The 24,770-nt window shown below is 71.4% G+C and carries 21 protein-coding genes; 4 read left to right on the top strand and 17 right to left on the bottom strand.

Annotated elements, in window-relative coordinates; translation table 11 throughout:
* Window positions 1-181 precede the first annotated feature (181 nt).
* From ACTOQ1_RS37330 to ACTOQ1_RS37375, 10 genes are all read right to left on the bottom strand, one after another.
* Window positions 182-1,219, bottom strand: coding sequence for a TerC family protein (locus tag ACTOQ1_RS37330; protein WP_440072743.1), 1,038 nt, complete (start codon window positions 1,217-1,219; stop codon window positions 182-184).
* A 766-nt stretch (window positions 1,220-1,985) separates the two neighbouring features.
* Window positions 1,986-2,990, bottom strand: a complete 1,005-nt coding sequence (locus tag ACTOQ1_RS37335; protein ID WP_440072745.1) for a hypothetical protein — start codon at window positions 2,988-2,990, stop codon at window positions 1,986-1,988.
* Between the two features lie 168 nt (window positions 2,991-3,158).
* Window positions 3,159-3,968, bottom strand: a complete 810-nt coding sequence (locus ACTOQ1_RS37340) for an ABC transporter ATP-binding protein (protein ID WP_440072746.1) — start codon at window positions 3,966-3,968, stop codon at window positions 3,159-3,161.
* Window positions 3,965-5,026: a FecCD family ABC transporter permease gene (locus ACTOQ1_RS37345; protein ID WP_440072748.1), complete on the bottom strand. Its 1,062-nt coding sequence runs from the start codon at window positions 5,024-5,026 to the stop codon at window positions 3,965-3,967. Before ACTOQ1_RS37345 ends, ACTOQ1_RS37340 begins: the two co-directional genes overlap by 4 nt.
* Before the next feature lie 116 nt (window positions 5,027-5,142).
* Window positions 5,143-6,132, bottom strand: coding sequence for an ABC transporter substrate-binding protein (locus ACTOQ1_RS37350; RefSeq protein ID WP_440072749.1), 990 nt, complete (start codon window positions 6,130-6,132; stop codon window positions 5,143-5,145).
* A gap of 169 nt (window positions 6,133-6,301) precedes the next feature.
* Window positions 6,302-7,513, bottom strand: coding sequence for a YcaO-like family protein (locus tag ACTOQ1_RS37355; RefSeq protein ID WP_440072751.1), 1,212 nt, complete (start codon window positions 7,511-7,513; stop codon window positions 6,302-6,304).
* Window positions 7,514-7,548: 35 nt separating this feature from the next.
* A complete protein-coding gene (locus tag ACTOQ1_RS37360) occupies window positions 7,549-9,036 on the bottom strand; it encodes a YcaO-like family protein (RefSeq protein WP_440072752.1) in 1,488 nt (495 codons plus the stop codon).
* Window positions 9,033-10,406, bottom strand: a complete 1,374-nt coding sequence (locus ACTOQ1_RS37365) for a CocE/NonD family hydrolase (protein WP_440072754.1) — start codon at window positions 10,404-10,406, stop codon at window positions 9,033-9,035. The genes ACTOQ1_RS37360 and ACTOQ1_RS37365 overlap by 4 nt, the downstream gene beginning before the upstream one ends.
* Window positions 10,403-11,227, bottom strand: coding sequence for a hypothetical protein (locus ACTOQ1_RS37370; protein ID WP_440072755.1), 825 nt, complete (start codon window positions 11,225-11,227; stop codon window positions 10,403-10,405). Before ACTOQ1_RS37370 ends, ACTOQ1_RS37365 begins: the two co-directional genes overlap by 4 nt.
* A 192-nt stretch (window positions 11,228-11,419) precedes the next feature.
* Window positions 11,420-11,590, bottom strand: coding sequence for a hypothetical protein (locus ACTOQ1_RS37375; RefSeq protein WP_440072756.1), 171 nt, complete (start codon window positions 11,588-11,590; stop codon window positions 11,420-11,422).
* Window positions 11,591-11,706: 116 nt separating this feature from the next.
* On the opposite strand from ACTOQ1_RS37375, the gene ACTOQ1_RS37380 reads away from it, so the two are divergent.
* The 3 genes from ACTOQ1_RS37380 to ACTOQ1_RS37390 all read left to right on the top strand — a co-directional run bounded on the left by ACTOQ1_RS37380 (window position 11,707) and on the right by ACTOQ1_RS37390 (window position 14,960).
* A complete protein-coding gene (locus ACTOQ1_RS37380; protein ID WP_440072758.1) occupies window positions 11,707-13,032 on the top strand; it encodes an MFS transporter in 1,326 nt (441 codons plus the stop codon).
* Complete coding sequence (locus ACTOQ1_RS37385) at window positions 13,025-14,056, top strand: permease (protein ID WP_440072760.1); 1,032 nt, start codon at window positions 13,025-13,027, stop codon at window positions 14,054-14,056. Before ACTOQ1_RS37380 ends, ACTOQ1_RS37385 begins: the two co-directional genes overlap by 8 nt.
* 106 nt (window positions 14,057-14,162) lie before the next feature.
* A complete protein-coding gene (locus ACTOQ1_RS37390) occupies window positions 14,163-14,960 on the top strand; it encodes a TIGR03943 family putative permease subunit (RefSeq protein ID WP_440072761.1) in 798 nt (265 codons plus the stop codon).
* 31 nt (window positions 14,961-14,991) lie between these two features.
* Here ACTOQ1_RS37390 and ACTOQ1_RS37395 read toward each other — a convergent pair whose 3' ends face one another.
* The 3 genes from ACTOQ1_RS37395 to ACTOQ1_RS37405 all read right to left on the bottom strand — a co-directional run bounded on the left by ACTOQ1_RS37395 (window position 14,992) and on the right by ACTOQ1_RS37405 (window position 18,181).
* Window positions 14,992-16,122, bottom strand: a complete 1,131-nt coding sequence (locus tag ACTOQ1_RS37395; RefSeq protein WP_440072762.1) for a hypothetical protein — start codon at window positions 16,120-16,122, stop codon at window positions 14,992-14,994.
* Between the two features lie 496 nt (window positions 16,123-16,618).
* Window positions 16,619-17,683, bottom strand: a complete 1,065-nt coding sequence (locus tag ACTOQ1_RS37400) for a tyrosine-type recombinase/integrase (RefSeq protein WP_440072764.1) — start codon at window positions 17,681-17,683, stop codon at window positions 16,619-16,621.
* A 144-nt stretch (window positions 17,684-17,827) separates the two neighbouring features.
* On the bottom strand, window positions 17,828-18,181 hold the full coding sequence (locus ACTOQ1_RS37405) for a hypothetical protein (RefSeq protein ID WP_440072765.1): 354 nt from the start codon (window positions 18,179-18,181) through the stop codon (window positions 17,828-17,830).
* Window positions 18,182-18,316: 135 nt separating this feature from the next.
* Between ACTOQ1_RS37405 and ACTOQ1_RS37410 the strand changes: the two genes are divergently transcribed.
* Window positions 18,317-19,714 (top strand): FAD-dependent oxidoreductase, encoded by a 1,398-nt coding sequence (locus ACTOQ1_RS37410; RefSeq protein ID WP_440072766.1) that lies wholly within the window; start codon window positions 18,317-18,319, stop codon window positions 19,712-19,714.
* 214 nt (window positions 19,715-19,928) lie between these two features.
* Here the strand turns inward: ACTOQ1_RS37410 and ACTOQ1_RS37415 are convergent, their stop codons facing one another.
* From ACTOQ1_RS37415 to ACTOQ1_RS37430, 4 genes are read right to left on the bottom strand one after another with little or no spacing between them, the layout of a single operon-like run.
* A complete protein-coding gene (locus ACTOQ1_RS37415; RefSeq protein ID WP_440072768.1) occupies window positions 19,929-20,552 on the bottom strand; it encodes a TorD/DmsD family molecular chaperone in 624 nt (207 codons plus the stop codon).
* Window positions 20,549-23,107, bottom strand: a complete 2,559-nt coding sequence (locus ACTOQ1_RS37420) for a molybdopterin-containing oxidoreductase family protein (RefSeq protein ID WP_440072770.1) — start codon at window positions 23,105-23,107, stop codon at window positions 20,549-20,551. Before ACTOQ1_RS37420 ends, ACTOQ1_RS37415 begins: the two co-directional genes overlap by 4 nt.
* Before the next feature lie 10 nt (window positions 23,108-23,117).
* Complete coding sequence (nrfD, locus tag ACTOQ1_RS37425) at window positions 23,118-24,017, bottom strand: NrfD/PsrC family molybdoenzyme membrane anchor subunit (RefSeq protein WP_440072772.1); 900 nt, start codon at window positions 24,015-24,017, stop codon at window positions 23,118-23,120.
* Window positions 24,014-24,631, bottom strand: a complete 618-nt coding sequence (locus ACTOQ1_RS37430) for a 4Fe-4S dicluster domain-containing protein (protein ID WP_440072773.1) — start codon at window positions 24,629-24,631, stop codon at window positions 24,014-24,016. The genes nrfD and ACTOQ1_RS37430 overlap by 4 nt, the downstream gene beginning before the upstream one ends.
* Window positions 24,632-24,770: the final 139 nt, after the last annotated feature.

Genomic DNA, 24,770 nt, shown 5'->3' on the forward strand with positions numbered 1-24,770 from the left:
AGCTCAGCGACCCACCCCCACACCCCGAAACCAGCCCACCCCCCACCCCCACCCCCACCCCGAACCCCGAACCCGCAACACAGGACGCGCCACAGGCCTGACCACCCACCGGAACGCCCGCCACGACACGATCACCGCCGCAGGCGTCATCGGTCACCACCCGCGTGCCCGGCACGAAACGTCAGCCCGTCGGCCGCGAGCGAGGCTCGCGTTCGTCGGGTGAGGAGGCGGACTTCGCGTCGCGGCGGTTGGCGTGCACACTCGTGATCGTGATGGTGATCAGAACGGCGACGATGACCCCCAGCGAGACCGGGGTGGGAATCTCCGGGACCCACGCCCAGGTGCCGTGCGCCCAGTGCAGGACGAGCTTGACCCCGATGAAGGCCAGGATGACGCTGAGCCCGTGGTTCAGGTGCCGCAGTTTCGTCAGGGCGCCCAGGAGCACGAAGTAGAGCGCCCGCAGGCCCAGCAGGGCGAAGGCGTTGGTGGCGAAGACGAGGAAGGGATCCTCGGTCACGCCGTACACCGCGGGCACCGAGTCGATGGCGAAGACGATGTCGGTGGCGAAAACGGCCACGATGGCCAGGGCAAGCGGGGTCAGGGCACGACGGCCGTCCTCGCGAACAACCAGGTGAGAGCCGCGGTAGTCGTCGGTGACCGGCATGAAGCGCCGCAGCAGCCGGATCGAGCGCATGGAGGAGATGTCGACCTCCTGCCGCTGCCCGCTCAGCGCGTCCCTGAGGATCTTCCCGGCGGTGACGATCAGTATCCCGCCGAACAGCAGGAACGCCCAGGTGCCGCTCCGCAGGACGGCCGCCCCCAGCGCTATGAAGATCGCGCGCAGCACCAGGGCCCCGATGATGCCGTACAGCAGGACGCGCTGGGCCAGCACGGCGGGGACCGCGAAGGCCGACAGCAGCAGCATGAACACGAACAGGTTGTCGACCGAGAGGGACTTCTCCACCACGTAGCCGGTGAAGAACTCCACCGCCACATCGGACCCGAAGACCCTCCATACGTAAACGCCGAACAGCAGGGGCAGTGTCAGGTAGAAAACCGACCAGCCCACCGCCTCTCGCATCCGTACCTCGTGCGGGCGCCGGGTCAGCACGAAGTCCACGCCCAGCAGGACCATCAGAGCGGCCACGGTGATCGTCCACAGTCTCGGCGAACCGATCGTCTCAAGATCGGCTACCGACAGGATCGCCTCGGCGGACATGCAACCTCCTCGAACGCGCTCGGCTGTTCGAGGTCTCCTTCACCTATGCCTGCGGGCGGCCGCCCGGGGACATCGCGAAACGTCCGTGCTGACCGGATCGGCTCTTGGAAGTACTCCCCTCGTCCTTCCAGGTTAGGCGGATCCCCGAGGGGCGCTCTACCGCGGGGGCGTTTGACTACGGGCCTGAGCTGCACCGATAGTGGAATTGATACGGAGGGGAGTACCCACCGTCCGACACCCCGATCGTCATCACGGTCCCCGAGCACAGGGAGACCCGGCGGGGTGGCCCTCGTGCGATACGGGGGTGTGGGAAGACCTTCGTCCTCGTCGTCACATGATCACAGCGAGGTCGAGGGAGGACTTGATGTCGACCGCCGCGCTTCTCGAAATCCTGCTGGGTGTGCTGCTGACGATCTCCGCGATCGCCACCGTCGCCGTTCTGTGGCCGGGCAGGCCCGGTCCCCGGCTGCCGCTTCCTCCCGAACCGCCTCCTCCGCGCCGCCCACCGGTGGCCGGCATGAGGCGCCGGGACGTGACAGGTCGAAGGCGCCGTACACCGCCTCCGGACAGAAGGCCGAGGCCGAGGCCGAGGGCGAGACCCGCCGGACCCGACCGGCGGGCTGTTTCCGGGACGAGGGCGTCGGGCGTCGGCTCTGGCGAGGAGCCGGGCCGAGCCCCCTGAGCCGGATTCGCCACACCGGTCTCGGCTCAGCTGGGGTCCCGGTGAGACTCAACCGGTCCCGTCTCGGCCGGGCCCCGGTGAGGCTCAGCCGGTCTCGGCTCGCAGCTCAGCGGTGATCGCGCGCTCCCTGAGCTGGGCGGACTCGGCGCGCAGTGCCTCCAGCTGCTCACGCAGATCCGTCAGGCGCATCTGTTCCATGGCCAGCCGCATGCGCGCCTCGTCGCGTTCGGCGAGGGCCTCGGCGACTTTGGCCGCCGCGCGCTCCCCCGCCTCGGCGACCTTCTCTGCGGCGCGTTCCTCGACTTTGGCCATCCGGCGCGCCGTCCGCCTCTCCAGATCCGCCGTCTGCTTGTCCACTCGCTCCGCCCGCGAACGCGCCTCGGCCGCCTCGGCCAGGGCCTGAGCGCGCGCGGCCGCCTCGGCGTCGGCGCGCGCCAGCGCCCGGTCCCGCTCGGCCTGACCTCTGGCCTCGTGGGCCTGCCTGGTCTCCTCCAGTGCCCGGTCCCGGTCGGCGCGCGTCTGACCGGACCGCTCCTGATCGTGGAAGGCGCGCGCCTCGGCCCGGCGCGCCTCGGTCTCGGCGGCCTCCACCCGTTCGGCCATCTCCCTCAGCGCCGCGTCCCGAGCGGCCTCGGCCCGCTGGGCCCTGCGGGTGGCCTCCTGCTCGGCCTGTCTGGCCCGGCGTTCGGTGCTGGCCGCCTCGTGCAGCGCGGCCAGCGCCTGCTCCCTGGCGGTCTCCGCGTCGGCCAGCGCGGTGTCGCGTTCGGCGTTGGCCTCCTCCACGCGGCGCGCCATCGCGTCCCGCTCGCGCCGGGCGTGCTCTGAGGCCTCCCGCGCCAGGCGTACCTGCTCGAAGGCCTGTTCGCGCTCGGTGCGCGCGATCGCCACCCGGGTGTGAGCCTCGGCCTGCACCGCGCTCACCTTGGCCTCGACCCCCGCCGGGCTCAGCTCCTCCGACAGCACCTGCGCCAGCGGGGCGATCGCCGCGATCATCCCCTTCTCCATGCGCTCGTAGAACTCCTCGGCCCTGGCCAGCGCCCCCTCAAGGCCCGGCGTCGCCCGTCGCATCTCGCGTTCGCGCTTGGCCACCGCCTGACAGTTCCCCTGCGCGCAGTATGCCCTCGGCCGTCCCCGCCCGGGCCGCTGCTCGATCGGCGTCCCGCAGTGTTTGCACGGCGTCACCGCGCCCGGCTCCTGCATGCCGGAAGCCTACTGACACCTTCGATTTTCCAGAAATTAGAAAATAATAAATACGATTCATTGCGTTGCGGCCCGGCCGGGGCAACGCACCCGGGTGGCGGAGGCGTCGCGCGACTGGCGGGCCAGCGGCAGGAAGACCCGAGGCAGGCCGTCACGTCCGTGATCGACCTCGGCCTCGACCCGGTAGACCGCGCGCAGGAGGTCTGTGGTGATCACTTCGGTCACCGGGCCGTCGGCGACGATGCGCCCGCCGTCGAGGACGACGAGGCGGTCGCAGGCGGCGGCCGCGAGCTGGAGATCGTGCAGGGTCACCAGGACGGTGACGCCGAGCGTGCGGACCAGTCGCAGCAGATCGACCTGGTGGCGCAGGTCCAGGTGGTTGGTGGGCTCGTCGAGGATCAGCAGCCGGGGCTGCTGGACCAGCGCGCGGGCGAGGTGGACCCGCTGGCGCTCGCCTCCCGACAGGGTCGCGAACGGCCGGTGCGCCAGAGCGGAGACGTCGCACCGCTCCATCGTCTCGGCGATGAGCGCCCGTTCGGCGGCCGAGAGCCGGCCCAGCGCTCCGAGGTGGGGGATCCTGCCCAGGGCGACGATCTGTTCGACGCTGTCGTCGAGATCGGCGGGGGTGTCCTGGGTGACGGCGGCGACCTGCTGGGCGATCTGGCGGGGTGGGGTCCGCCACACATCGGCGCCGTCGATCAGGACCCTGCCGCGGTCCGGGCGGATCCGGCGGTAGACGCACCGCAGTAGGCTGGATTTGCCGCTGCCGTTGGGACCGATCAGTCCGGTCACCTTCGCGGAACCGGCCGTGAGGCTGACGTCGTGCAGCACGTGCAGCCAGGAGACGTCCTTGATCTCGACGTTCACCGCAGGGCCCTTCGATCGGCGCGGATGAGCAACATGAGGAAGAAGGGCGAGCCGAGCACGGCGGTGATCACCCCGATGGGGATCTCGTCGGGCTGGTTGAGCATGCGGGCCGCCACGTCGACCCAGACGAGCAGGAGCGCTCCCGTCAGCGCGGCGAGCGGGATCAGGCGGCGGTTGTCGCTGCCGAGCACGAGCCGTACGGCGTGCGGGACCATGAGCGCGACGAAGCCGATGCCGCCGCTCACCGCGACGACCGCGCCGATGACCAGCGCGCACATGACGATCAGCCGCAGCCGCAGCCGGTCGACCTCCACGCCCAGGCCGGTGGCGCCCTCGTCGCCGAGCACGAGGGCGTTGAGCAGGCTCGCCCGGGTGGCGGCCCAGACGGTGGCCGCGGCGACGATGAGCGCGGGCACGCCCACGTCGCGCCACTGGGTGCCGGACAGGCCGCCCAGGGTCCAGAACAGCGCCGAGCGCACCTCCTTGTCCGGTGTGGTGAGCACGATGTAGCTGGTGACGGCCTCGGTGAGCGCGGCGACCGCGACACCGGCGAGGATGAGCCGGGTCGGCGCCAGCTGCCCTCCGCACCGTGACAGCGCCAGGACCAGCGCGAAGGCGGCCATGGCGCCGGCGAAGGCCGACAGCGGCAGGGACAGCGGCCCGAACGGTGACAGTCCTGCCAGCATCACCAGCACCGCGCCCAGGGACGCCCCGGAGCTCGCTCCGATGATGTAGGGGTCGGCCAGCGGGTTGCGCAGTACGGCCTGCAGCACCGCGCCCACGAGGGCCAGCCCCGCGCCGACCACCGCGCCGAGCAGCACCCGGGGAAAGCGGATGTCCAGCACGATGACCGCCTGGGGGCCGGCCGGCGCCTCGGTCACGAACCAGGGCAGCAGCCGGTGGCCGAGCATGCGGGCGACGTCGCCGAAACCGATGGCGACCGGCCCGAGACCGACGGCGGCGACCAGCGATACGGCCAGCAGTGCCGACAGCAGGGCCAGCGTGCCGAGGAAGGTCAGGCGGCCGGCCGGCGCCGGCCGTCGCGGCGCGCCGGACACCGGGCCCCGCTGTCTCGGCTGTCTCGAAGCCGCGACGGAGGGTCTCGCGGAGCCCGGTGGCTCCTGCGGCCCTGGCGTCCCCGGCGGCGGGTCCTGGGGTTCCGCCTTCGGAGAGATCACTTGGCCAATCCGGCGACGAGCGTCTTCAGCGCCCGGCCGCTGCGCAGGCCGGGCTGGGTGTCGTTGACCGGGATCACGATGAACCGCTTCTCCTTGATCGCGGTGACATCCTTGATCGGCTCGTAGGAGGTGAGGAACGCGATCGCCTTGTCGGCCGGCTCGAACGCCTGGTCCTCCACGACGATGGCGTCGGGGTCGCGCTTGACCAGCTCCTCCCAGGAGATCTGCGCGTACGAGGTCACCTCGGGGAAGACGTTCTCGCCGCCGGCTCGGCGGATGAGGTCGTCGATCAGGCCGTTGGACCCGGCGGTGCTCGGCTTCTCCAGGCCGCCCGCGTAGTCGAACACCTTGGGGGTGCCGGAGACCGGTTTCACGGCCTCCACCTCGGCGGTGAGCTTGCTCACCAGGTCCTCGGCCGTGGTCCGGGCGCCGAGGATGCGGCCCAGCTCGCGGATGTCGGTGTAGGTGTCCTCGACGGTGGCCTTGCGGCCCGGGCAGTTGCCCGACAGCAGGTAGGAGTTGACGCCCTCCTTGTGCAGCTGTGCCCGGTCGCCGAGTGCCTTGGGGCCGTAGTCGTCGCCGTAGCCGCTGACCACGAAGTCGGGGTTGGCGGCGAAGACCGTCTCCTTGGAAGGGGGTGGGAAGGCGGACTTGGCGATGACGTTCACGCCTTCGAAGGCGGAGGCGACCTCGGGCAGGAGTTCGCCCGGGGCGACCGTGCCGGCCAGCCGGTCGCGGGCGCCCAGGGCCAGCACGAGCTCGGTGGCGATCGTGCTGGAGGTGACGATGCGCTGCGGCGGACGCTCGAAGCGGTAGGTGGCGCCGCAGTTGCTCACCTCCACCGGGGTGGCCGAGGGCTGCGCGGTGGCCTGCGCGGCGGCGGTGGTGCTCGTGGCGGGGCTCGCGGTCTGGCCGCACGCGGCGGCGGCGAGCACGGTGGCTCCGGCGAGCAGGGCCTGGGCCGCGCGAGGGGTGATGAGTCTCATCGAAGGTGCTCTCTTTCTGGCTGGTGCAATTTCTTCGGGTGGTCGGCGTGGCGGCCGCGCGGCCGGAGTACGTCGAGGATCGCGCCGGGCGGTTCGGCTTCGGCCGGCGTGGCCTGGCTGGCGGCGAACCCTTCACGGCGCAGGCCGTCCAGGGGAACGGGACGGGCGGTCAGGCATGGGGCACCGGCGACAGGTCGGGGCGACCGGGGAGAGGATCGGCGCCGCCGCCCAGGAGGGGGAAGGCGGCCGGGGCCGTGGCCCGCAGACCGGGCACGATGACGCGGGCGACGGCCAGGCCGCAGACGGCGACGTCAGGGACGGTGAGGTCCACCGTGACGGCCTGCAGGCCGCGGGCGGCCAGCGCCGCGGCCGTGTCGAAGCGGCCCATCACGGTGGGCTCCGCGGGTGCCGTGAACCCGCCGCGGGCCAGACGGGTCAGCACGCGGGCGGAGAAGGAGGGGTCGGCCAGGAGCTGCAGATGGCAGGTGACGTCGGTGATGTCGGCGAGGTCGGGCCGGTAGGAGGAGGCGAAGGCACGGTCGGGACGGTGGGGTGCGAGCGGGCCGTGCGGGCGCTCCCACTCGGGCAGGCCGCCCGCGGCGAGCTGGACGGTGGTGTCCAGGGACTGGACGGCTTCGGCCGCGGCCTTCCAGGCGGCCGCGGTCAGCGGGTCGGCGGCGCCGGGAACGAGCGCGCAGCCGACCCCCACCGTCCCGCCGAACTCTTCTCCGGTGTCCTCGGCGACGCACAGCACCACCGGGGCGTCCAGGAGGTTCGGTACGGTGTGCGCGCTCAACCGCACCCCGGGCACCTGGGGCAGCCGCACGCCCGCCGGTTCCGGGAAGGCGAGCCCCGAGGCCCAGGCGGTGGCCAGGGCGTGCCGCTCCACGACCTCCGCCAGCGCCGAGGCTCGCGCGGAGGCGAGGTCGGGGCCCGCGGCGATCCCGGCCGACACCGGCAGGACGACGGGCCGAGACCGCACGCGAAAGGGGGTGAGCCAGGCCAGTGCGGCGGGTACCCAGACCGGCGCGCCGTCGCAGCGGGTACCTCGCACCCAATGGGTGCGGTCGGCGCGCGCCAGGCCGAGGAAGGGGAACCCGTCGCGGGAGATCTGTTCGGCTGAGTACAGCGCCAGGGTCTGCGGGTCGACGGCGCCGGGGGCCAGCTCGTGCCAGGCGGCCTCCACCAGCCGCCCTTCGGGGACGAGGTGGCCGCAGTGGCGTTCGGCCGCCTCCCCCAGCGCACGGCGGCGGGCCTCGGCGGGATCGTGCCAGGAGGCGCCGCAGACCGTGGGGTTGCCGAGCGGCAGGCCGTACCCGGCGGTGGCGGCGAGGTCGGCGAAGGCGACATGCAGGCGCCCGCGCAGGAGTGCGGTGCGCACGCCGGTGACAAGACCGGTTCGGGAGTCGACGGGGATCATGTGTGCGGCAGGGGGACGAAATTGACCTGATCGGCGGCCTGCAGTCCGAGCCGGGCGGGGTCCTCGCGCAGGCGGTGCCCGCCGAGGAAGGGGAAGGCGGCGGGCGCGTTGGAGTAGGCGCCGGGCACGATCACCCGGGCGACCGACAGCCCGGCGGACGCGATGTCGGGGGTGGTCAGGTCGGCCGCGTAAGCGCCCAGCCCCTGGGCGGCGACCCGCTTGAGGTAACCGTCGAGCACATCGCCGTCCACGTGCGGCAGGTCGGCCAGAGCGATCGCGTCGGTGCAGGCGGTGATCGGCGCCAGGTGCGCACGCATCCGCGGGTCGAGCCAGAGCTGGCTGTGGCAGCCCAGATCGACGACGTCGCGAAAGTCACCCCGGTAGTCGTCGGCGTAGCGGCGGTCGGCGCGGTGGGGCTTGAAGATGCGGGCGTCGATGACGCCGGCCGCGGCGGCGGCCCAGATCTCCCCCTCCGGGTCGATCAAGCCCAGCGCGTAGCGGCGCAGGGTGACGGCCTCGGCCAGCGCCTTGCGCACGGCCTCGGCGGGATCGGGGCGCGCGGCGACGCCGAACACGGCGATGCCGGTCTGCGGGTCGTCGAGCAGCACGCCCACGACCGCGACCTCGAAGACGGTGGGAATGGCCACGACCCGGTAGCGGCAGCTTCCGGTCGCACCCGCGGCGCGGTACCAGCCGGGTTCGGCCTCCGGCAGCAGCGGCGCCGCGGGATGGCCGGCGCCGGTGACGGGCCGGGCGGGCAGCTCGCCGGCCCACCACACGACCGTGGCGTCGCGTTCGATGACCTCCTCCAGCGCGGCCGTGCGGGCGGCTCGCGCGGAGGGCCCGGCGGCGATGCCGGCGAGCATGGCGTAGTTGGTCGGCGGCTCGCCCGCGCGGGGCGGGGTGAAGTAGTTGACGTAGACGAGGGAGGCGGGCAGCCAGGCGGGCGTGCCGTCCGTCAGGTCCGCCCCCCGGGCCCACAGCACCTCCAGGTCGGCGGTGAACGGCGTGAACGGGAAGCCTGGCTCTGCGTGCTGGGCGTCGCGGTACAGGGCGAGCCGGGCCGGGTCCAGGGCGGGTTCACGCAGCCGCCGGTAGGAGGAGCGGAGCAGGCCGGCGGGGACGAAGTTGCCGCAGTAGCGTTCCACCGCCTCGCCGACGGCGCTCATCCTGGCCCGGCCGGGATCGCCGAACGCGGTGCCGGTGGAGACGCGGTCGGCGGGCCAGGGCAGCAGCCGGTACGGCGAGCTCACCTCGGCCGAGCAGATCGTGAGCCCGTCGGGCCACCACGGCTCCGGCTCCAGGAGGTCCAGCCTGCGGATCAGTCCGGTGCGCTCGTCGGCCAGGATCGTCAGCGGGTCGTCGCCGGCCTGTGCGGTGTCCGGCCGGGCGGTGGCGCCCGTCGTCTCACCCCTTGTGTCCTCGACCGTTCCACCGGCCGCGCCGTCGGCCGTGACACCTGGCGTGCCGCCTGCGTCCGTCATGCGAAGACTCCCTTTCTCGGGCGGGGAAGGTGCAGCGTCACGTCACGGAAGGAGAGCTCGGCCCGCCGCTGCGGCGCCGGGTGGCGGGGGGTGCGCCCGGCGGTCAGCTCCAGGTGGAGCCGGTGCCCGGGCGGCAGCTCGGCCGCGGCCGGGGCCAGGCGGACCTCGCAGCGGGAGGTGCCCGTTGCGAGGGGCGCCGTGCCGTCGGCCATCCGGGTGGCGGTGCCATCGGGCTGCTCGTGGACGAGGGTGGCGACCAGTTCGGTGCCGGTGTCGGTGGTGACCTCGGCGGTGAGGCGGGGTGTGCCGTGCCAGTGCAACGGGCCGTCCAGGGGCAGCCGGACGACGTCGTCGCGGTCGGTCAGTGGCGCCAGGTCGGCGGAGTGCGGCGCCGACGGGTAGGGGGCGGCCGGGTCGTGCCGCAGCCGCATGCCGTTCGCGCCGAGAGGCAGGGCGGTCCAGCCGGGACGGCCGGGTGGGATCGGATCGGTGTCCGTCCAGCGGCCGGTGCCCAGCAGCAGGCACCCGTTGCGGCGGAAGCCGCCCAGCCACTCCAGCGCCAGCGCGAAGGGGTGCGGTCCGGCCGGTTCCGGCAGGGCGCACTCGGGCTGGAGGCGGTGGGTGAGCGCGCTCGCCCAGCCGCCGACGACGGCTTCGGCGCGTGGTGCCAGCATGGCCTGACGCAGCGTGGCCGGCGCCGACCGGCAGTACCAGCTGCCCAGGTGCAGGCTGGGCACGGTGGCGGTGCGTGCGGCCCGCGCCATGCGCCGGGCCGCGCTCTTGTAGGTGCTGGGCGTGGCCGGCCACGGGCCGACGTCCACCGGCCAGGCCTCGGCGACGGCGGCCACCGGGATCAGCCCGGTCAGGTGCGGTGCGCGGGCCAGGGCCGCGTCGTACAGGCCGGTGCGCACCGTCCGGCCGGTGCCCAGGTCGGTGCGCCACCACAGCTCCTCGTCCAGGGCGGGCGAGCCGATCGGCGGCCAGGGCTGGCGGCTGACGATCCCGCGGACCGCGGGGTGGCCGGCGGCGCACCAGGCGGCGTAGGCCTCGTAGGCCAGGCCGTACAGGAACACCTCGCCGTCGCACCAGGGCTGGGCCGCCGTCCAGTCCAAGCTCGCGTGGCCGTCTGCGGTCTCGTCCGTGCCGGGGGTGAAGGCCCCCTCCGACAGGTGGCGGCCTCGCAGGTCCTGCACCAGGCAGGCGAATCCGGCCTCGGCCAGGGAGAGGGCCTCGGGCAGGCAGCCCGAGGCGCCGTAGGGCGTGCGGATCACCACCGCGGGAGCGGGCAGCCGGTCCGGCAGGACCAGGTCGGCCACCAACCGCGCGCCGTCGGACGCCGTCACCGTCAGGCCGGTACGCACCTCGCTCACGCGGGTGTCTCGCGCATCAGGCCGCGCGGCACCGGCAGCACGGGGTGACGGCGGATCTCCCCCGCCGCCAGGTCGATCCCCACCTGGTGCCCGCCGCCGGGCGGGGACGCGCCGTCGAACCAGGCGCGCAGGTCGGCGGCGACCAGGGCGGCGGCGACCTCGGCTCCGGCCGGGTCGGCCGGGGCCGCGGGCCTGCCCCCGGCCTCCAGGAAGGCCCAGTAGGCGGCCAGTTCCTCCGGCCACGGGCAGGCCGCCAGGCGGCGCAGCCGCACGTCCTCGTACCCGGCGCCGCCGGTCGGCGGGGTGAACGGGCCGACGTACCAGCGGCGGCCCTCGCTGTGGCCGCGGTGCCAGGCGATCCGCAGGTCGCGGCAGCGGGCGTCCAGTTCCCGCCAGGCCGCGTCGGGCAGGTACTCGGCACAGGCGACCAGGGCCACGGTCTGTGGCTGGAGGTCTTGGCCGGGCTCGCCCTGCCGTACGGTCAGGCCCGCCTGGCGCAGGTGGCGGAAAAGCGGGTCCAGCAGCGGGCCGTCGCCCACCAGGAGGACCTCGGCCCTCGACGGAGGCGCGGCGGTGCCGGCCGCGTCCTGCGACGCCACGGTGAGTTCGGCGATCAGGTCGGCGGCGTCCGGGAGGCGCTCGAGCGCGGCCCGCACCCCGAGCCGCCCGCTGATCAGCCCCGCCACCGCGGCCTGGTCCTGCGGCGGCACCCGCACGACCATGAAGTCCTCATCAGGGCCGTGGACCAGCCACCCGTCCCCGGTGGGCACGAACGTGGTCCCGGCCGCCCAGCGCGCGGGCCGGTCCAGCCCTGAAGTCATCGCGAGCGCACCTTTCTTCGGAGTAACATCCCTCGCACCCGGGTGCGGGCGTGGTTGGCTCATGCCCGCACCCGGGGTCTCACCTCGCGACTAGCGCCAGGCCACCTTGGCGAGCGCCACCGTGGCGTGGTTGGACGAGTGAACGGACGCGTTGCGCGCCTTCACCTTCAGCTTCTTGACGGTCATGCCGGGTCACCTCCTTTCATCGGATCGGGGGACAGGAGCCTCGGACGCTCCGCCCGGCGGCACCGCGGTGTCCGCCTGGGAGCGCACGAGACGTTCGCAGGCCTCGCAGCGGGCGAGGAGCTCTTCGCAGGGGTCGGTGCCGACGATCCGGCCGCGTTCCAGCAGCACGCTGTTCACCCCTGTTGTCCGTGATGTCCCTACAAGGAGTAATGAAAACGAAAACCAAAGTCAATACTTGATCTTTGGCGACTTAGCAATGAAAATCATCATCACTCGATCGTCAGGGGTCACCGGTGGAACCTGCGCGCACTTTGCGTGAGCTGCTCGTCCGCAACCGCGACCTGCGCATGCTCTGGTTCGGCAACCTCGTCAGCGTGTGCGGCGGATGGTTCTCCGCCGTCGCGGTGTTCGCGATGGTCTACGAGTACAGCGGGGCCGGCCTGGCCGCCGGGCTCACCCTGGCCGTGCGCTACCTGCCGGGCGTGCTGGCGGGGGTCTGGGGCGGAGTGCTGGCCGACCGGGCCGACCGGCGCACGGTGATGCTGGTGACCGACGTGCTCATGGCGGTGCTCGCCGCCGCGTTCCTGCTCGCCGACGACCCGGGACGGCTCTGGCTCGTCTACCCGCTGACCTTCGCCTCCGCCGCCGCCGGCTTCGTCTTCCAGGCCGCCCGCGGCGCCTGGATGCCCAGCCTGGCCCGGCCGCAGGAGTATCCCCTGTACGCGGCGGCCGTTCAGGTCAACGGCCTGGTCTTCCAAGCCCTGGGCGGCGTCGCCGGAGGCCTCGTCGTCACGGTGGTGGGCTGGCGGTGGGCTTTCGCCGTCAACGCGGCGTCCTTCTTGCTGTCGGCCGCGCTCACCGCGACGGTCCGCTCCGGCGACCGGTCGGCGGGTGCTCCCGCGCACGGCTGGTGGCGCTCCCTGCGTGAGGGGGTCGCGGTGGCCGCGCACAACCGCGTCATCGCCGCGCTGCTGGGGCTGGAGGCGCTGTTCTGCCTCGGGCTGGGCGGTGCGATCACCGCGATGACCTACCTGGCGCTGCGTGTGCACGACCTCGGCGAGGGCGGCACCGGATGGTTCTACGCGGTGCAGGGAGCCGTGGGCGGTGTGGTCCTGGTGGCGGCCGCGTCCCGGATCCGCGCCATGGGGCCGCGCGGGCGCCACCGGGTCATCGGATGGTCGTGCCTGGTCGAGGGCGTGCTGACCATGCTGCTCGGCCTGCCGTCGGGCGTGCTGCCCGCGCTGGCGCTGTGGGGACTGGTCTCGGCCGCCGAAGTGGTGTACGGCCCGGCGGCCATGACCACTTTGCTGACCGCGACGCCGAACGAGACCCGCGGGCGGGTCACCTCCCTGTGGAGCGCCACCGCGACCTTCAGCCTCGGCGTCTCGGCCGCCGTCACCGGCATGCTCATCGACCGGCTGGGCGTGAGCGTGGTCTTCGTCGTTCTCGGCCTGTTCATGGCGCTCGCCGGCGGGTTTTGGCTGGTCGCGGGCATCCGCATCCGGCCGTTCGCCCCCGGCGAGAGGGAAGGCGAGAAATCCACAGAACAGGATCTAACTATCGATCAAGGCACCGAAAGGAAAACCACCGTGACCTGGCACGACAAAGCGCATGGCTGAGCTTCGGACCGGCCCGCAGGACACGCGGATCGATGACGAGGGCCCGTTTCCCCCTGACTCCTGGGGACGTGAGGAGTCCGCGAATCATGCTCTGCCGTGGGGGTTCGCGCTCGTCGTCATCCTGCTGGTGGTGGGGCGTCTCACCCTCGCGCCGCACCTGACGGCGCCCGCGTTGCAGACATGGGCCACGATCTTCGTGGCGATCTGCGTGCAGGCGCTGCCGTTTTTGGTCTTCGGGGTGGCGCTGTCCGCGGCGATCACGGCATTCGTCCCGGCGTCGTTCTGGACCAAAGCGCTGCCGAGGCACCCGGCCGCCGCCGTACCGGTCGCCGGGATGGCCGGAGCGGTGCTGCCGGGCTGTGAGTGCGCGTCCGTACCGGTGGCGTCGGGTCTGATGGCCAGGGGGGTGACCCCGGCCGCCGCGCTGGCGTTCCTGCTCGCCTCCCCCGCCATCAACCCGATCGTGCTGGTCGCGACCGCCGTCGCCTTCCCCGGGCAGCCGCTGATGGTACTGGCCCGCTTCGGCGCGTCACTGACCGTGGCGGTGCTGGTCGGCTGGCTCTGGCTCAGGTTCGGCCGCAGCCAGTGGCTGCGCATCCCCTCCCGGCCGCACGGCGACGGTCCGAGATGGGTGCAGTTCGGGGAGGCGATGCGGCACGACCTGCTGCACGCGGGCGGATTCCTCATCGTCGGCGGCCTGGCCGCGGCCACGCTGAACGTCGCGGTCCCCCGTGAGTGGCTGACCGCGATCGCCGAGGTGCCCTGGCTCGCCATCCTGGTCATGGCGCTGCTGGCGGTACTGCTGTCGATCTGCTCGGAGGCCGACGCGTTCGTGGCCGCCTCGATGACCGCGTTCTCCCCCACCGCGAAGCTCGCCTTCCTGGTGGTCGGGCCGATGGTCGACCTGAAGCTGATCGCGCTGCAGGCCGGCACGTTCGGCAAAGCCTTCACGGTGAGGTTCGTCCCGCTGACCTTCGCCCTCGCCGTCCTGGTCAGCGTCGCGTTCGGCTGGCTGCTGCTATGACGCCACCCTCCCTGCCGCCCCTCTCGCTCCGCTCCCCCGGGCACGCCGACGGCACCGACGGCTCAGCCTCGGGCACCGGCACGATGGAAGGAACCCGCGCCCCCCGATGAACCGTGTGACCCAGAACCTCGTCCTGATACTGCTGGGCGGCGCCGTGCTGCGGATCTCGGCGTTCTCCACGACCTACCTCAACTACGTCAAACCCGGTTTCCGGCCGTTCCTGATCAGCGCGGGGGTGGTGCTGGTGGTCCTGGGGGTCATCGGACTGCTCCAGGCGTCCCGGACGAAGGAGAGCCCGGCCCGCGAAGAACCACGCGACCATTCGGACGGCCACGACCACTCACCCGCCGGCGACCGCTCACATGACCGCGACCGGCCCGACGAGGGTGGCCACGACCACGCGCACGGCGGCCCCCGGGTCGCATGGCTGCTGTGCCTGCCGGTGTTCGCGATCTTCCTGATCGCGCCGCCCGCCCTCGGCTCGTTCGCCGCCTCCCGCGACGACACCCCGCCGCCCCGCGACCAGACCCTGAGCTCCTTCACCCCCCTCACCGGCACCGGCGCCGTGGAGATGACCATCGGTGACTTCATCGGCCGCGCCTGGGACGACGACAAGAAATCCCTCACCGGCCGCGAGGTCAAGCTGACCGGCTTCGTCTCCCCCGCGAAGAAGAAGGGCCAGTGGTACGTCACCCGCATGCAGATCGCCTGCTGCGCCGCCGACGCCTTCCCGCTGAAGGTCGCCGTCAGGGGACTGCAGGCACCGCCCGCCGACACCTGGGTCGAGGTCACCGGCACCTGGATCCCGCAGACCTTCGGCAAGATGACCACCGGCGTCGTCTATCCCCAGATGACCGGCAAGAGCCTCACCAGGATCGATCCCCCCGACGAGCAGTACGAGTAACGCCAAGACCACGGAGGAAGGGGCGAGCGTCTCAGGGGCGCTCAGGGAGGTTCTCGTGAGGCGGGATGTCACCCGGGTCCTCGGTTGACGGGGCCTGCGGAGGTGTCCGAAGGGTGAGGAGGCGGCTGATCGTCTGCTGGGCGGCGGCTTCGCGCTGCTCGGCGGCCTGGGCGCGCTGTTCGGCCCGTTCCAGTGCCTGCCGCAGGGCTTCCAGCCGGGTGTCGGCCACCGCGATCGCGGTCTGTGCCTGGTCGCGCTGGGCCTGGATTCGCCGCAGGTCGGCACGTTCGGCGGTGAGCTCCTCCTCCAGGCGGGTGAGCTGCGCGGTGAGTTCCTCGCGTACGCGGCCGGTCTCGGCGCGGGCCGCCTCGGCTTCCCGGTGGGCCTTCTCGCGGGCGTTCTCGGCACGCTCGGCGCGACCGGCGGTGGTGTTGAGGTCGGTACGCGCCTGATCGAGGTCGGCGGTGCGGTCGGCCAGGGCGTTTTCCAAGGTGGCGGTCCGCCGGTCGTGTTCTGCGGCCACGGTGGCGTTGTGGCGGCGTTCGGCGTCCAGGACTCCCTGCAGGGCGTCACGCTCGGAGGTGATCCGCCGGACCGCGCGCTCGGCGGCGGCGGCGCGCTCGGCGGCCGCGGTGGCGTCCTGCTGGGCGCGGGCCCGGGCGGATTCGTGCTCGCCGGCCGTACGCCAGGCCGCGCGTTCGGACTCCTCGGCGCGCTGTTGCGCCGCGGCTGCCTTCTCCACGGCCTTCTCACCTGCGGCGATGGCGGCCTCGGCGCTGTCGTGGGCGGCGGCGGCGCGCCGGTCGGCGGCGGTGACGTGTTCGGTGGCGCGCTGCTCGGCGGCCGCCGCGGCGGCGCGGGCCTCCTCGGCGGCCTGTTCTGCGGCGTCGATCTGGGTGAGCGCGCCGGTGGTCGCGGCGGTCAGCGCTTCGGTGAAGGCGGCCAGCTGGGCGCTCCACTGCTCGCCCGCGCTCAGCAGATCGCCGTTCAGCGCGCCGGTGCGGCGCAGGGCTTCGACGACCACCGGGGTGTGGGCGGCGGTGCGGGCGCGGTGGGCGGCGGCGCGGCAGGCGTCTCCGCAGTACAGGGCCGGACGGCCGCTGCGACGGCCACCGCGGCCCAGCGGCTCGAGCCGGTTGGCACACCCCGAACGGGCGCACATACGCCCCGTATCAGCATCGTCCGGACTCGCATCGTGGGCCGGATCGGTCTCGGTCGCGCGGGAAGAGGCGTCGCTCACGCACAAAGATTAGCATCGTACCGTTCGAAAACGATCAGCTCTTCATTCGTTCGAAACGAAACAATGAGAGTCGTCGTCAGGATGTCGGTGACACCTTCCGGGACGACGGAAGCCCATCGGCCCGGGTGCCCGTCTCTTCGCCTGGCCGGGTTCGACAACCGTACCCCTTGAGCCGGGGGGAGGCGCGGTGCCGTGAGAGGCGTTCTCCGGTGCCGGCGGCCGCGGTGGCGGAAGCGTGCGAGCGTCTCAGGGACGCTCAGAGAAGTCTCGCGAGGTGCGGGTCCGGCCTGTTCCGGCTCTCGGGTTCGGTGCGAGGTTCTCTTCCCATCGAGTGGCGACGCCTGGCGCGGGTGCGGGGGCGTTTTCGACTGGTCTGGCCGGTGAGGGCCCGGGTGGTGTCGTCCGGTTTCGGGTGGGCTCACAGGCCGACGCCTCGCATGGCGTTGTCGCGCCAGCGGTCGACGGCGCGGATGTAGCGCAGGACGACCGGGGAGGCGGGGGCCCAGCGGCCGTGTTTGGCGATGACGGAGACGGGGACGCCCGCGGCGTAGGCGACGGTGGCGCCGCCGGCGCGCAGGCTGTGCGCGGTGAAGGTGTCCGCGCCGGGAACGGCGGCGCGGACGGCGAGGTCGCGGACGATGACGTTGACGGCGTCGGCGCCCAGACGGGGGCCGAGGTTGCCGTGGCGGTCGATGCGGCGCAGCAGCCGCCCGGAGGTCTGTCCCGCCTCGGTGAGCACGCCGATCCAGTCGCTCCAGACGGCGACGGGGTCGGTCAGGGGGTGGCTGCCGCGCGGGATGGCGACGGTCTCGCCGCGGCTGTCCTTGTCGGTTTTGGAGGTGCGGATGGTGACCTCCAATCCGTCGGGAACCTGCCGGACGTCGTCGCAGGTCAAAGCGACGAGCTCGGAGCGGCGGCCCATCAGGGCCAGGCCCAGCACCAGCAGGAGCCGGTCGCGCAGGCCGGTGCGGGTGTTCAGGTCGCAGGCGCCGACCATGGCACGCAGCGCGTCGATGCCCACCGGTGGGGCTTCGCGCTGGCCGCGGGTGCCGGCCTCGGCGCGGGCGCGTTTGTAGGCGCGCAGCGCCAGGCGGGCGGCGTCGGTGGGAGGCTGGTTGTGGTGGCCGGCCAGGCGGTGCATGGTGCGTACGCAGGCGATGGCCTGCTCGATGCCGGCCGGAGCCCGCCCGGCCGCGCACAGCGTCTCGACGTATTCGGCCAGCGTGTTGCCGGTGGCGGGCATCTCGACCCGGCCGTGCTCGATGCACCAGGTGGCGAAAGCGGTCCATTGGCGTTCATACGCACGCCGGGTGTTGGGAGGGACACCGTCGGCGATGCGAGCCCTGGCCTCGTCGCTGAGCGCGTGGTCCGCGGCGGTGTACCGCCTCCCGCCAGCGGTCGTGATCGCGCCCTCCGGCCCCTGCTCCCCCACCCGGACGACCTGCCCTGTGAGCGGTTTCCCGTGATGCCCGTCATCCGTCACTCGGCAGCCTCCGGAGGTCTCGTTTCGAGAGGGCGATTCTGACCCGCGATAAGTGATGTTATCGCGGGTCAGCCTGAATCGCCGTCATCTTTAGTTTTTCGTTTTGTTACGTACGAAAGTAACTTGTTCACGAACGGTACGTTTCTATTCTCCGCATGTTGGTGATGATCTTTCCCGTCCCTCCGAGCCTTTCCTGGTCGTCGAGGGGAGCGCCGACGATCCTGGTGCGGAGCGGATGTGCGCCAACCGGCTGGAGCCGCTGGGCCGCAGGGTGGCGGCGAGCGGCTGAGGACGTCGGCTGCGCCACCACGGCACAAGCTGGACGACACCGACCGCGACCTCGACGACGAGGAACAACCGCAACAGCCGCGTGGCACCGTGAGCCGGCGCGCATGCCTGCCAGGCCGCGAACAGCGTGCGCGCGGCGCCGTCGAACGGTCCGTGCACCGGCAGCGGCCTGACGATGCGCAGCAAGGTCCAGACGACGACCGAACCCATCAGGTTCGCGTGCGGGATCTACATCGGGTCGAGTGCCGGCAGGACACCAATCCACGGCATATCGCGTGGAGACGGTCCGGGATTATGTATGGATGGACATGCCGGCTACGTACGGTGCCGACGTAACCTCCGACCATGACACACCCGGACACTGCGGTCGTGATCGGCGCCAGTATCGGCGGGTTGCTGGCCGCTCGCGCTCTCACGGAACGGTATGCCAAGGTCACCATCGTCGATCGCGATCTGCTGCCGGGGAGCGCCGCCGGCCGCCGTGGTGTGCCGCAGGGGCGGCAGCTTCATATCCTGCTGGCCCGCGGCAGGGAGGCCTTCGAGGAGTTGCTGCCTGGCCTGTCGGGCGAGCTGGCCGCCCTTGGGGCGCCGTTGATCGACCTTCACGAGCAGGTCCACTGGTACAACGACGGGTACCGGATGCGCCGGGCGCCTTCCCCGTTGAGGGCTTTCGGGATCAGCAGGCCGCTGCTGGAGCACGCGGTCCGGGCCCGCGTCGCGGCGTTGCCCGGGGTGAGTTTCATGCCCGAGTGCGAGGTGGTCGGCCTTGCTGCGGCGCCTGGTTCCCGGCGGGTCGACGGGGTACGGGTGCTGCCTCGTACCGAGGGGGCGACGGAGTCGGTCATCGGCGCCGACCTGGTCGTGGACGCCGGTGGGCGCGCCTCGCGGACCCCGATCTGGCTGCGCGAGCTGGGATACGAGTGCGCTCCGGAGGAACAGGTGCGTGTCGGCATCACCTATGTGACCCGGAATTACCGGCGCGAGCCGCACCATCTCGACGGATTGTTCGGGGCCCTGGCCAACGCCACTCCCGGCCTGCCGCGGACAGGGATCGTGGCGGCCCAGGAGGAGGGTCGCTTCGCCGTCGTCCTGGCCGGCATGCTGGGCGAGGAACCGCCCACCGACGACGAGGGGCTGGCGCGGTATGCCGCCACCCTGGCCGCACCGCAGATCGGCGAGGTGGTCCGGTCGGCGGTGCCGTTGGACGCGCCGGTGAAGATGCGCTTCCCGGCGAGTACGCGGCGCCGCTACGAGCGGCTGCGAAGTTTTCCCGACGGCTACCTCGTGGTGGGCGACGCGCTGTGCAGTTTCAATCCCGTCTACGGCCAAGGCATGACGGTCGCCGCGCTCGAGGCGCTACTACTGGGTGATCTGCTCGGTCGGGGAGACGATGGGCTGGCACGGCGGTTCTTCCGCGCCGCGGCCAAGATCATAGATGGCCCGTGGTCGATCTCGGTGGGATCCGATCTGCGGTTCCCGCAGGTGGAGGGGCGGCGCTCGCCGAGGGTGCGCTTCGTCAACGCCTACGTCAACAGGCTGCACGCCGCCGCGACCGCCGACTCCGTGCTCGGCGCGGCCTTCCTGCGCGTCCTCAACCTGATCGACGCGCCCAGCCGCCTCCTGGCACCGGCGATCGTGCTCCGTGTCCTGCGGGGGGCGTCGGCCCGTTCCTCACCGGCGACCTCTCCGCCGGTAGGTGAGGCCGGCGCCGGCGACCGGGACGTACGCGCGTCTGGTGACTGACCGGCGCCTTCGGCTGTCGCGAAGGAGAGCCCGGGGTGGTCGCCCGCGTTTCCTCAAGCCATTCGCGTCGGCCTCCGCCCCAGCGGCTGCCGCCCACTTTCCCCGGTCGCCCGCCCGGTGATGAATGGCAAGGGTCCGGGCCTTGTCGGCGGTGGCCTCTGTGAAGAGACCCGCATGGTGAGGTGTTCGGTTTCACCACGCCTGCTCTCGTCCCTCACCTGATCGCTGTCATGCTCCACTCGTCCGCCAGGAGCCTGCCGGTGAGCTGCGCGACGATCCCGTAAGGGGCGTGCAGCGCGGCACCGTGCAGGTCGTGAAGGTAGGACGGGGCCCACGGCAGCAGGTGGTCCTCCAGTAGTTCGCGAACGGCATGCCGGTCCTCGTCTTCGGGACACGCCGCGGAGACACCTCTCTCCCAGTCCCGCAGCAGGTGATGCAGGAGCGCCAGGCCGACTCCGAGATGGTCGTAGGCGAGCAGCGTGTGCCCGCCGGGCGGTTCGGCCTGCAGCCGATGACGGGTCATGAAGTCCCTGATGGCGTGGTCGGCGCGCCCGCCGACGAGCGGCTCGCCCCGGTGTATCGACGCGTACGGCGGACAGGCTGGATACGGCCCCACGAACAGGCGGCAGAACTCGACCGAGAGGGTCCGCAGGGCGTCCGGTTCGTCCATGGCGCCTGTCTGCTCGTCGATCAGGCGGTCCTCCGCCGGCGTCCCTTCGGGGTCGGCCGTGAGGAGTGCCCGGTACAGCGGCTGGTCGATCTCCTTACTGAGCAGCCGGGACGTCAGCAGGAACAGGTCGCGGCCCGTGGCCAGGGTCTCCAGCCGGGAGTCGTTCACGCGCCGTTCTCGATCTTGCGAACGCTGACGACGGTGTCGTGGTAGGACTGCTGGCCGGAGACCGGGTCGGGGTAGATCGGCAGGATGTCGTTCTGGGCCACGCTCAGTGTGCCGGTCCACCAGATGCGTTCGGTGTCTTTGTCATGCGGTCGTTCGTGCCCGGGTGGACGGGTCATGTCGCGGCCGTTGGTGGCGATCGGTCCCCCTGTCGTGCGGCCGGAGTTGTGGGCGATGGCGATGACCGAGGGGTGCACGCCTTCGGTGATGTGAACGCGGGTCCGCAGGGATCCGAGCCTTGAGCCGTCACCGCCGGGTACCTGATCGTCGTGGGGGCGGAAGCTCGTCACCTCAATCCAGTCGCCGTGCCGCAGTCCCAGGCGGGCAGCCGTCGCGCTGTTGATCCATGCCGGGTTGGTGTGGGCGATCTCCTGGAGCCATTTGGACTGCATCGTGCGATGGGCGTTGTGCACGTTCCACTTGAAGCTGATCATGATGAGCTGGTCCTCGGCGAGTGGTCTGCGGTGGCTCGGGATCTGCTCGTAGATCGGTAGCGGTGAGACGGTCTTGTCGACCTCGGTGCCCTTGTCGGCCACGAACTGGCTGTGTACCTCGACCTTGCGGGAGGGGGTGGAGAACCCTCTTCGCGGGATGCCGTCGATCATGATTCCTACGGCGAGGCGTTCCTTCGTCTTGGGGTCTTCGCCGTTGTAGATGATCCCGGTTTCCCGGTCGGTCTCGCTGCCTTTCAGTTCGTCGTCGGTCAGGACCCGCTCGTAGGGGGTGTAGTTGGGGGTCTTCGCCGGGTCTTGCCACACCCCCGAGGCCCGCATGTGCGCGAGACCGCCGGGAACGCTGCGGAAGTAGTCGTCGAAGTACTGTTCCTGGGTCTGCCAGGGGAAGTAGCGTTCCATGCCGCCGCCGATGCGGCGGGCCAGTTCCGGGAAGATCTCTCGTAGGTCCTTCGACTCCCCCAGTGGTTTGACCACGGGCTGGCGCAGGCCGACGTAGTCGACGAGTCCTTGCGGAGGCCGTGAGTCGATGTCCCATCGTTCGAGGTAGGTCGTCCAGGGCAGCACGATGTCGGCGAGCGCCGAGGTCTCCGAGGGCATGACGTCGATGCACACGTGGAAGGGGACGAGTTCCTCGTCGGCCAGCACCTCCCGGACGAGGTTGGCTTCGGGCCATGACCATGCCTGGTCGCAGTTGTATGTCATCAGCGCGGAGATTCGCTGGCGTCGTTCTTTGATCCAGAGGTAGACGATTTCGCCGACCCGCATCTTGTTGTCCTGCCAGGCGTTCGCCAGGGGCCAGTTCTTGGCTTCGGCGATCAGGCTGCGGGCGGTGGGCTTGGGCGGGATCGGCTCGGGCTCGGGGATCTGTTTCTTGTCCCAGGCGCTGATGGGGTGCCAGCACCAGCCGCCGGTGCGGCCCATGTTGCCGACCAGGGCGTTGAGCACGGTGATGGCGCGGTCGTTGTAGAAGCCGTTGCGGTGCGCGGCGGAGCCCCGGTTGCAGATCGTGGTGCATCGCGGCGCGGCCGCGGCGAACTCGCGGGCGATGCGGCGGATGGCCTCGGCGGGCACGCCGCTTTCCGCTTCGGCGCGCTCGGGCGTGTACTGCTTGACGTGTTCGGCGTATTTTTCGGCCGGATAGTTCGACCAGGTGTCGAACCATTTCCTGTCCCAGAGTTCTTCGGAGCAGATGACGTTGGCGATGGCCAGGGCGATCAGGCCGTCGGTGCCCGGCTTGACGCAGAACCACTCGTCCGACAGTGCGGCGGTGTTGGACAGGCGCGCGTCGAAGGTCACGATCTTCGCGTGGTTGCGTTCACGGGCTCGCATCATGCGGATCGCGACGGGGATGTGGCCCTGGTGTGCCTCGGCCCAGTTGCATCCGAAGTTGAGGATGTAGCGGCTGTTCTCGAAGTCGCCGAGGTCCCAGTCGGAGTCGCCGATGGTGGCCAGGATGGCGGCGCGGCGGTTCAGTGAGCACAGGGCGCGGTGGTTGAAGGCCGAGGGGGTGCCGAAGGCGTTGAGGAACCTGCTGACGATGTCGGTGGAGCGGTTGCGTCCTTGCTGGAAGGCGAACTCCTCGGGGTGGCCGCTCTGCCTGATGGGGCGCAGCCTGTCGGCGATCTCGGTGTAGGCCTCCTCCCAGGAGATGCGCCGCCATCGTCCCTCGCCGCGCTTGCCGACGCGTTTGAGCGGATAGAGCAGGCGGTTGGGGTCGTACAGGATCGACGGTCCGGCCACGCCTTTGGCGCAGATCGATCCCTGGCTGTTGGGGTCGGCGGGATTTCCTTCGATGGTGAGCAGCCGGCCGTCGCGTACGTTGGCGACGATGCCGCAGGCGGTGGTGCACATCTGGCACATCGAGGGGATCCTGCGCGCCGCGCTCGCGGTGCTCGCCGCGCCTGGGGAAGTGCTTGAACGATCGATGATCTCGATGGTTCCCAGTCCCGCCACCGCGACGCCGGTGACCGCTCCTATCCGAAGGAGATCGCGCCGTGTCAGCGCCCATGCGGGTTCCGGAGTGCTCTGATGCTCGGCTGGCACGATCGCTCCCTCATTGGCCGACGGCGAAAAGCAGATAGCGGGTCGCCGCGGCGCCGGTCAGCGTGGCGACGGCACCGGCGATGACGATCACGCGATGAGCGGGAAAGAGGAGAAGCGCCGTCGCGGGGAGGGCGATGCCCACCACGACCACGAGTCCCCAGAACACCGGGGCCAGGCTTCCGGTGAGCATCGCGGCGAGCAGGAGGCGGTCGGGCGGTCTTCCCCCGAGCGAGAGCATCTCGAACGACAGGGTGACGCCAAGGGCACCGAGCAGGACGAGTACCGCCCGGCGGCAGATGTGGAGAGTCGGCGTGTGGTCGCCTTCTCCCACATCCAGGAGGGACACCACCAGCAGGACCGCCGCCGTTCCCATGAGCAGGGCGGTGACGACGAAGATCAGCGCTGAGCCGCTGGTGCCGGCCAGCGGCGAGGCCCAGGACCTGGACAGCAGCGAGGCGGGGTAGACGGCGAGCGCGAAACTGGTCAGCAGGAGAGCCCCCGACAGCAGGGAGGCGGTCCTGCCGGACGTCACCACTGCGGCGCCTGCGGAGCGTCGACGCTGTTCGAGCCCGTAGACGAGAACGGCGAGCAGGAACATCTTGATCGCGATGAGCTTGGCACCCACGGCGATCGGAGAACCCAGGTTGTCGAAACGGGTGATCATCAGGTGGAAGCGCTCGGGGCGGCCCAGGTCGACGACCAGGAGGACGCTGACCACGAGCAGGGTCGCCAGCGCGCCCCATGCCCCGTAGCGGTCGATGCGTGCTGAGTCGTGAGAGCGTCGCCGGGCCAGCGACCAGGTCACCAGGGTGAGACCGCTGGGAAGACCGACGAGGATGATGTAGGCCGCCAGGAGCGGGCCCCAGGGCGGCTCCGGCACGGGAACGTGGGCTTGGTACGGCGCGGTCATGCCCTCTCACCGGGCAGGTCGACCGAGCGGTCCATCTGGACGCCTACGTCGGTGACCAGGCCGAGCGCGTTCTTCGGGTCGACGTAGAGCACGCGGGGGCGTGTGCCTTCGTCCTCTTTCCACACCGTGGTGGGGTTGGCCGCGGCCTTCTGCGCGATGATGCTTTGAGGGTCGTCCAGGTCTCCGAAGATCCGGCAGTCGGTGGGGCACGCGTCCACGCAGGCCGGTTGCCGTCCTTGTGCCGTGCGGTGCTCACAGAAGGTGCACTTCTGCGCGGCGCCCTTGTCGACGTCGATGTAAATGGCGTCGTAGGGACAGGCCGACATGCAGGCCCTGTTGAGGTTGCAGTCACCTTCGTCGATCGTGACCTCGCCGCCGTCCAGCCGTACCACCGCGCCGGTGGGGCAGGCGTTGAGGCAGGGAGCGTCCTCGCAGTGGTTGCACAACACGGGTATGAAGTGGCGGGTCACCTGCGGGTAGGCGCCCTCCTCGACGTACTTCACGGTGTCTCTGAAGACCCCTAGGGGAACGTCGAACTCCGCCTTGCAGGCCACGGAGCAGGCGTGGCATCCGATGCAGGTGTTCAGGTCGATGAGCATGCCGAGACGAACCATGGGGGACCTCCGAGGCCGGAGAGCGAGGACGTGCGCCCGGGTGCCGATGCGGACCGGTCGGCGAAAACCGGATTCGCGAGGCGAGATCGACAGTGGCGAGCGTATGTCGGCGCTTTCGTTAGCGTCAACTGTCAAAGCG

This window comes from Streptosporangium sp. OZ121, assembly GCF_051918885.1.
Classification (GTDB): Bacteria; Actinomycetota; Actinomycetes; order Streptosporangiales; family Streptosporangiaceae; genus Streptosporangium.

Coding starts and splice junctions, on each gene's coding strand:
- ACTOQ1_RS37330 (WP_440072743.1), bottom strand. CDS start 1,219: ATGTCCGCCGAGGCGATCCTGTCGGTAGCCGATCTTGAGACGATCGGT.
- ACTOQ1_RS37405 (WP_440072765.1), bottom strand. CDS start 18,181: ATGGGTTCGGTCGTCGTCTGGACCTTGCTGCGCATCGTCAGGCCGCTG.
- ACTOQ1_RS37350 (WP_440072749.1), bottom strand. CDS start 6,132: ATGAGACTCATCACCCCTCGCGCGGCCCAGGCCCTGCTCGCCGGAGCC.
- nrfD (WP_440072772.1), bottom strand. CDS start 24,017: ATGACCGCGCCGTACCAAGCCCACGTTCCCGTGCCGGAGCCGCCCTGG.
- ACTOQ1_RS37395 (WP_440072762.1), bottom strand. CDS start 16,122: ATGTGCGCCCGTTCGGGGTGTGCCAACCGGCTCGAGCCGCTGGGCCGC.
- ACTOQ1_RS37360 (WP_440072752.1), bottom strand. CDS start 9,036: ATGACGGACGCAGGCGGCACGCCAGGTGTCACGGCCGACGGCGCGGCC.
- ACTOQ1_RS37370 (WP_440072755.1), bottom strand. CDS start 11,227: ATGACTTCAGGGCTGGACCGGCCCGCGCGCTGGGCGGCCGGGACCACG.
- ACTOQ1_RS37390 (WP_440072761.1), top strand. CDS start 14,163: ATGAACCGTGTGACCCAGAACCTCGTCCTGATACTGCTGGGCGGCGCC.
- ACTOQ1_RS37430 (WP_440072773.1), bottom strand. CDS start 24,631: ATGGTTCGTCTCGGCATGCTCATCGACCTGAACACCTGCATCGGATGC.
- ACTOQ1_RS37385 (WP_440072760.1), top strand. CDS start 13,025: ATGGCTGAGCTTCGGACCGGCCCGCAGGACACGCGGATCGATGACGAG.
- ACTOQ1_RS37410 (WP_440072766.1), top strand. CDS start 18,317: ATGACACACCCGGACACTGCGGTCGTGATCGGCGCCAGTATCGGCGGG.